Genomic DNA, 6675 nt, shown 5'->3' on the forward strand with positions numbered 1-6675 from the left:
GACCGTGGCACATGCATGAGCATCCGCTGCAACGCTTTTTCAAATCCCTGCGTGAACAACCGGTGTTCGCCTGGGAGCGCTTTCAGATGCGCGACGTGTTGGTGATCGACCATCCGCTGTGCCAGGCGGTGTTCAGTCGCCAGGGCGCGCAGTTGCTGCACTTTCAGCCCACCGGCCAGAAACCCTGGCTGTGGTGCGCGGCCAAGTGGCCGCAGGTCGGCGCCATCCGGGGTGGCGTGCCGGTGTGCTGGCCGTGGTATGGGCGCCATCCGAGCGAGAACGCGTGGCCGTCCCATGGCTGGGCGCGGCTGATCGACTGGAAACTGCTCGACAGCAGCACTGACGACGACGGCGTGCGTCTGCACTGGCAATTGCAGCTGTGCGACTGGCAGGTCGACCTGCACGCGCACCTGGGCGAAACCCTTGAGTTGCGCCTGAGCACCGAGCACCAGGACGAGTTGCCATGCCAGTTGAGCCATGCGTTGCACGCTTACTGGCGTATTGGTCACGTCGACGAGATAGCGCTGTCTGGGCTCGATGGCGCGCAAGGTTATGACCAGCTCAGCCGTCAGGTTTGCCAGCAGGAAGGCGAGCTGCGGGTAGACGGCGGCTGCCAGCGGGTGTTCCAGCATGAGGGCGAATTACAGCTCAAGGACCACGCCTGGCAACGCGAGCTGTGCATCGACACCGGCGACAGTGCTGACACGGTGGTGTGGCATCCAGGCAGCCGGCCGTTGTTGGGCGTGAGCTTTAACGAGGCGTCGGGGTTTGTGTGTGTGGAGTCGGCGATGGCGGCAGCCATTCTGGCACCGGGGGAGCGGGCGCATTTGAGTTTACAGGCCAGGGCTGGGGTTTAGTGGTGGAGCTTATGGCGCTATCGCAGGCAAGCCAACTCCCACAGGGGAGTGCATTCCAAATGGGCAGCTCGGCTCACTGTGGGCGCTGGCGTGCCTGCGATAGGGTCGGTACTGCTGGTGGAGACTGCTGCTAGTTAAACTCATCCCCCACCGGATACCGGCTGTCATTCAAGCTCTCTTTGATCTTGCGCAGATGCGGCTGGAAGTCCACGCCACGGCGCAGGGTCATGCCGGTGGCCAGCACGTCCAGCACCGTTAGCTGAATGATCCGCGACGTCATCGGCATGTAGATGTCGGTGTCTTCCGGCAGCGGGATGTTCAAGCTCACGGTACTGGCCTTGGCCAACGGCGAATTCTCGGCAGTTACGCCCAGCACTGACGCGCCGTTTTCCCGGGCGATACGCGCCACTTCCACCAGCTCGCGGGTGCGCCCGGTGTAGGAAATGATCACAAACAGCTCGCCCGTATGCGCCACAGACGCGATCATGCGTTGCATCAGCACGTCGGCATGGGCAGTCACGGCCAGGTTGAAGCGGAAGAACTTGTGCAGCGCATCCATGGCCACCGGTGCCGAAGCGCCGAGGCCGAAGAAGTGGATCTGGCGCGCCTGGATCAACAAATCCACGGCCTTGCTGATCAGCGCCGGGTCGAGGGCCTGGCACGCACTGTCCAGGGAGGCAATGGCGCTGCCAAAGATCTTTTGGGTGTAGGCCTCAGGGTTATCATCGGCTTCCACGGCGCGGCTGACATACGCCGCACCACTGGCCAAACTTTGCGCCAGCTGCAATTTAAGTTCAGGGTAACCGCTGACGCCGAACGAACGGCAGAAACGGTTGACCGTCGGTTCACTGACCGAGGCGGCTTGGGCGAGGGCGGCGATCGAGAAGCGGGTTGCCTGCTGTGGGTTTTGCAGGATGACCTCGGCGACTTTTTTCTCGGCCTTGTTCAATTCTTCGAGGCGGTTCCGGATCTGTTCCAGAAGATTTCGCACGCGGTCCATTCAGTCTTTCCTTCGGGCGACGATGCAAAAAAAGGGCGGTAACCAATCGACGAGTGGCCCTTTGCGGTGGCCTATCCTACTGAGGGTAGCTGAACACCACCACTCGGAATGCGTATTTCGGGAAAATGTTGTGGTTATTACTACATTTTTCCTTGAGTGATGCCTTGAAAAAAGGTATTTGTAGCTTAACTTGATAAAAGAACAAACATCATGCCTTCGATAACCGTAGAACCCTGCACCTTTGCCCTGTTTGGCGCCTTGGGTGATCTGGCGCTGCGCAAGTTATTTCCTGCCCTCTACCAACTCGATGGCGCCGGGCTGCTGCACGACGATACGCGCATCCTGGGCCTGGCCCGTGAAGCCGGTTCCGAGCAGGAGCACCTGGCCCATATCGAAAAAGAACTGCGTAAATACGTCGGCAAGGAACTCGATGAGGCGGTGGCCGCGCGCTTCCTGGCGCGTCTGGCCTATGTGCACGTCGACTTCATGAACGCCGCCGATTATGTCGCCCTGGCCGAAAAGGTCGGGGCCGAACAACGCCTGATCGCCTACTTCGCCACCCCGGCGGCGGTGTATGGCGCGATCTGCGAGAACCTCGCCAGGGTCGGCCTGGCAGACAACACCCGCGTGGTGCTGGAAAAACCCATCGGCTCGGACCTGGAGTCCTCGCGCAAGGTCAACGACGCCGTGGCGCAGTTTTTCCCGGAAAACCGCACCTATCGCATCGACCACTACCTGGGCAAAGAGACCGTCCAGAACCTGATCGCGCTGCGTTTCGCCAACAGCCTGTTCGAAACCCAGTGGAACCAGCATTACATTTCCCACGTGGAAATCACCGTGGCCGAGCAGGTCGGTATCGAAGGCCGTTGGGGTTACTTCGACAAGGCCGGCCAACTGCGCGACATGATCCAGAACCACCTGCTCCAACTGCTGTGCCTGATCGCCATGGACCCACCGGCCGACCTGTCCGCCGACAGCATCCGTGACGAGAAGGTCAAGGTGCTCAAGGCGCTGGCGCCGATCAGCCCGGAAGGCCTGACGACCCAGGTAGTACGCGGCCAGTACATCGCCGGCTACAGCGCCGGCAAGCCGGTGCCGGGCTACCTGGAAGAAGAAAATTCCAACACCCAGAGCGACACCGAGACGTTTGTCGCCCTGCGTGCCGATATCCGCAACTGGCGTTGGGCCGGCGTGCCGTTTTACCTGCGCACCGGTAAACGCATGCCGCAAAAGCTGTCGCAGATCGTCATCCACTTCAAGGAACCGTCCCACTACATCTTCGCCCCCGAGCAGCGCCTGCAGATCAGCAACAAACTGATCATCCGCCTGCAGCCGGACGAAGGTATTTCCTTGCGTGTGATGACCAAAGAGCAAGGCCTGGACAAGGGCATGCAACTGCGCAGCGGCCCGCTGCAACTGAATTTTTCCGACACCTATCGCAGCGCGCGGATTCCCGATGCCTACGAGCGGTTGTTGCTGGAAGTAATGCGCGGCAATCAGAACCTGTTTGTTCGCAAAGATGAAATCGAAGCCGCGTGGAAGTGGTGTGACCAGTTGATCGCCGGGTGGAAAAAATCCGGTGATGCGCCCAAGCCGTATGCGGCGGGGTCCTGGGGGCCGATGAGCTCGATTGCACTGATCACGCGGGATGGGAGGTCGTGGTATGGCGATATCTGAATTGAAACTGCCTCAGGGCGTGACAGCCCATGAGTACCGCACGCCGGTGTTGCTGGCCGATGGCCTGGCCAATGACGTGGCCGAGCAACTGCGCGCGGCCATCAGTGCCCGTGGCGAAGCGACCCTGGTAGTGTCCGGTGGCCGCAGCCCCGTGGCGTTTTTCCAGAACCTGGCCAAACAAGGCCTGGACTGGTCCAAGGTCACCATCACCCTGGCCGACGAGCGCTGGGTACCGGTGGAACACGCCGACAGCAATGCCGGCCTGTTGAAGAAGTATTTGCTCCAGGGCCCGGCGGCCAAGGCCAGGTTCCTCAGCCTGTACAACGTTGCCGCAAACCTTGAAGACGCCGCCGAACTGGCCGATCGCCAGTTGGCAGAGCTGCCTGCTATTGATGTGCTGGTGCTCGGCATGGGCGATGACGGCCACACCGCATCGCTGTTCCCCAACAGCCCCAACCTGGGCGAGGCGCTCAAGCCCGACGGCACGCGCCGTTGCTGGCCGATGCTGGCGCCGACCGTGCCGCACCAGCGCCTGACCATGAGTCGCGCGCTGCTGGCCACGGCCCATTACACGGTACTGTCGATTTCCGGCAGTTCGAAATTGACCACCTTGAGCGCCGCGCTGGCCAGTGATGACGTTGCTGCCATGCCGATTCGCGCGTTTTTGCAACCTACTTTAGAGATTTACTGGTGCCCATGAGCCAAGGATCAGCCGCTATGAAAAGCCCTCAACCGACCGTGTCCATGGCGGACAAAGTTGCCCTGATCGACAGCCTCTGCGCCAGGGCGCGGATCCTGCCGGTGATCACCATCGCCCGCGAACAGGACATCCTGCCGCTGGCCGATGCCCTGGCAGCCGGCGGTTTGACCGCATTGGAAGTGACCCTGCGCTCCGAGTTCGGCCTCAAGGCCATTCAGGTACTGCGCGAGCAACGCCCTGAACTGTGCACCGGTGCCGGCACCGTACTCGACCGCCACATGCTCGAAGCGGCCGAGGTGGCCGGTTCGCAATTTATCGTCACCCCCGGCATTACCCGCGACCTGCTGGAAGCCTCGGTGCACAGCCCGATCCCGCTGCTGCCGGGCATCAGCAATGCCTCGGGCATCATGGAAGGCTATGGCCTGGGTTATCGCCGCTTCAAGCTGTTCCCGGCTGAAGTCAGCGGCGGCGTGGCTGCAATCAAGGCCCTGGGCGGCCCGTTCGGCGAAGTCAAATTCTGCCCAACCGGCGGCGTTGGCCCGGCCAACATCAAAAACTACATGGCGTTGAAAAACGTGATGTGCGTGGGCGGTAGCTGGATGCTGGACCCTGAATGGGTCAAGAACGGCGACTGGGCCCGTATCCAGGAAGTCACCGCACAGGCGCTGGCGCTGCTGGACTGAACTGATTTACCGAATCGTTGTTGCTGTGCTTAACGGCATTTTTGCGGTGCACTTGGTCGGTGTACCGCTTTTTTTTGCCTGCAAAAAACTCACATTCAACGCCGATCAACTGTGGGAGCAGGCAAGCCAGCTCTTATCAAACAAAAAATAACTCATTGTTTTTGCTCTTAAAAATCAAGCCGCTTTAACCAGCTGCAACCCCAACTTTCGCGCCTTGCGCTCCAAGGCGCGCAGTTGCCGGTCCCGGCTACGCTCTTCAAATTCCTCTATTCCTTTCTCAACATAAGGCTGACCTTTGGTCAGCATCGCGTAGATCAGTCGTGCCAGTTGATGCGCTGTCGCCTTAATCGCGCAACAGGTGTCCATCCGGGTCAGGCGCGCTCGGTGGCTGGCACCGATAAAACTTTTGTCGTTACGTGCAATAGAGGCGGCTTGCTTCAGCGCTTGAGCAGCTCGATTAATCACTTTCACCGTCTTTCCAGGAAGGGGTTTTCCTCCCGAAATTCTCGTCGGCGGTGCGAGGCCTAACCACGAACAGAAGTGCTGCGAAGTCGGAAAACGTGATAAATCCGCCCCCAATTCACTGGCCAAAACCAAAGCCGTGTCGATTCCTATGGTTGGGATTGCGGTCAAATCCACGCCCATGACCTTGTTCAGTGCGCGATGCAAAATCAGTTGCTGCTCATTTGAGCGGTGTGGGTTGCGCAGTGTTTTACTGGGCGGGACAACATCCGCCTGAAGCACTGGAAGTCGTTCCAGTGCGTGAGCAATGGCTTGGTCGCACTCACCAATTTGCTTTTCCAGAAAATCATAAGCCGCCAATTCCTGGCTCAGCGCATGCAAATGCTCGGCTCGCCAATTACCCCGCAAGCTACGGGCGACGGTGGCCTGGTCGGCTTTGACACGCTTGTCTCTGAGCATGGCGAGCACTTCTGGATCTCGTTCGCCCTCAACGATTGCTCGCAAAATGCTCATACCCGTCACCCCGGCAATGTTGCTGATGACCTGAGCCAGCTGGATGTTCATTTGGACCAGCGCCTTTTGCATCCGATTAAGCGCTTTGGCTTGGTCACGAACTTTATTACTACGCTGACGGACCAGTGAACGCAGTGAGCACACTTCGTCCGAGGGCCGAAAAGCGCCTCTCAGCAGGCCGTGCGTCATGAGCTGAAGGATCCACTGGCAATCAAGTACATCGGACTTTCGGCCGGTTATCTGCCGCGTTGCCCGCGAATTAACCAGATAGACCTTAAAACCTCTTCTATCCAATATTTCAAAAAGCGGGATCCAATAAACCCCGGTTGCTTCCATCGCCACCATCTTGACGCCCATGGATTCAAACCAGTCGGCCATGGCGTGCAAATCGTCGGTGAAGGTTGAAAACCTTTTAACCGGGTCAGCGCATTTGGTCGGATCAACGGCGGCCAAATGTTCACCGCCTCCAACATCAACGGCAGCGCAGTCAGGGTGGATGACCTCAAAACGTTTTTGGTTCTTGCGCGTCATGACAATTCCTCGCAGGATTGAATGACGCGGGCGGGGTACACGGTGGCGAGCGGATTCACTCTCTTATACGTGGTCACAGCTTGCTGTGCCGACAATGACTCCACGCCGATACCGTGCAGGCCACTCTCCCACTCGGGTGCTGACACACCAGTGCTGGTTACGGCCTTTGCCCCGCCCGCGTTCTTCAACCTTACGATGAACCAGTTTGATGCGCGACAGCGCTACATCGAAGAGGTGGCGGGTCCTCCCACA

The 6675-nt window shown here is 59.4% G+C and carries 6 protein-coding genes; 4 read left to right on the forward strand and 2 right to left on the reverse strand.

Translation table 11 applies throughout. The features are described 5' to 3' along the window. Positions 1-11 precede the first annotated feature (11 nt). Positions 12-857 carry a D-hexose-6-phosphate mutarotase gene (locus BFP92_RS17825; protein ID WP_065930481.1) on the forward strand — a complete coding sequence of 282 codons (846 nt, stop codon included), beginning with the start codon at positions 12-14 and terminating at the stop codon, positions 855-857. 130 nt (positions 858-987) lie between these two features. Here BFP92_RS17825 and BFP92_RS17830 read toward each other — a convergent pair whose 3' ends face one another. Beyond that, positions 988-1848, reverse strand: a complete 861-nt coding sequence (locus tag BFP92_RS17830; protein WP_169985276.1) for a MurR/RpiR family transcriptional regulator — start codon at positions 1846-1848, stop codon at positions 988-990. A 219-nt stretch (positions 1849-2067) separates the two neighbouring features. Here BFP92_RS17830 and zwf point away from each other — a divergent pair, with 219 nt between their 5' ends. Genes zwf through BFP92_RS17845 form a run of 3 tightly spaced genes read left to right on the forward strand, consistent with a single transcriptional unit; the run spans position 2068 to position 4917 of the window. Continuing rightward, on the forward strand, positions 2068-3534 hold the full coding sequence (gene zwf / locus BFP92_RS17835) for a glucose-6-phosphate dehydrogenase (protein WP_065930482.1): 1467 nt from the start codon (positions 2068-2070) through the stop codon (positions 3532-3534). Beyond that, entirely contained in the window at positions 3521-4234 is a 714-nt protein-coding gene (gene pgl, locus BFP92_RS17840) for a 6-phosphogluconolactonase (RefSeq protein ID WP_065930483.1), read from the forward strand. The genes zwf and pgl overlap by 14 nt, the downstream gene beginning before the upstream one ends. Positions 4235-4251: 17 nt before the next feature. Beyond that, the gene (locus BFP92_RS17845; protein WP_065930484.1) at positions 4252-4917 is read left to right on the forward strand and encodes a bifunctional 4-hydroxy-2-oxoglutarate aldolase/2-dehydro-3-deoxy-phosphogluconate aldolase; all 666 of its coding nucleotides are present in this window, start codon (positions 4252-4254) and stop codon (positions 4915-4917) included. Positions 4918-5091: 174 nt separating this feature from the next. Here BFP92_RS17845 and BFP92_RS17850 read toward each other — a convergent pair whose 3' ends face one another. Beyond that, positions 5092-6423, reverse strand: a complete 1332-nt coding sequence (locus tag BFP92_RS17850) for an IS110 family RNA-guided transposase (protein WP_065911656.1) — start codon at positions 6421-6423, stop codon at positions 5092-5094. Between the last annotated feature and the right edge of the window lie 252 nt (positions 6424-6675).

Origin of the sequence: Pseudomonas sp. 58 R 3, from assembly GCF_900006605.1 — a bacterium.
Taxonomy (GTDB): domain Bacteria; phylum Pseudomonadota; class Gammaproteobacteria; order Pseudomonadales; family Pseudomonadaceae; genus Aquipseudomonas; species Aquipseudomonas salomonii.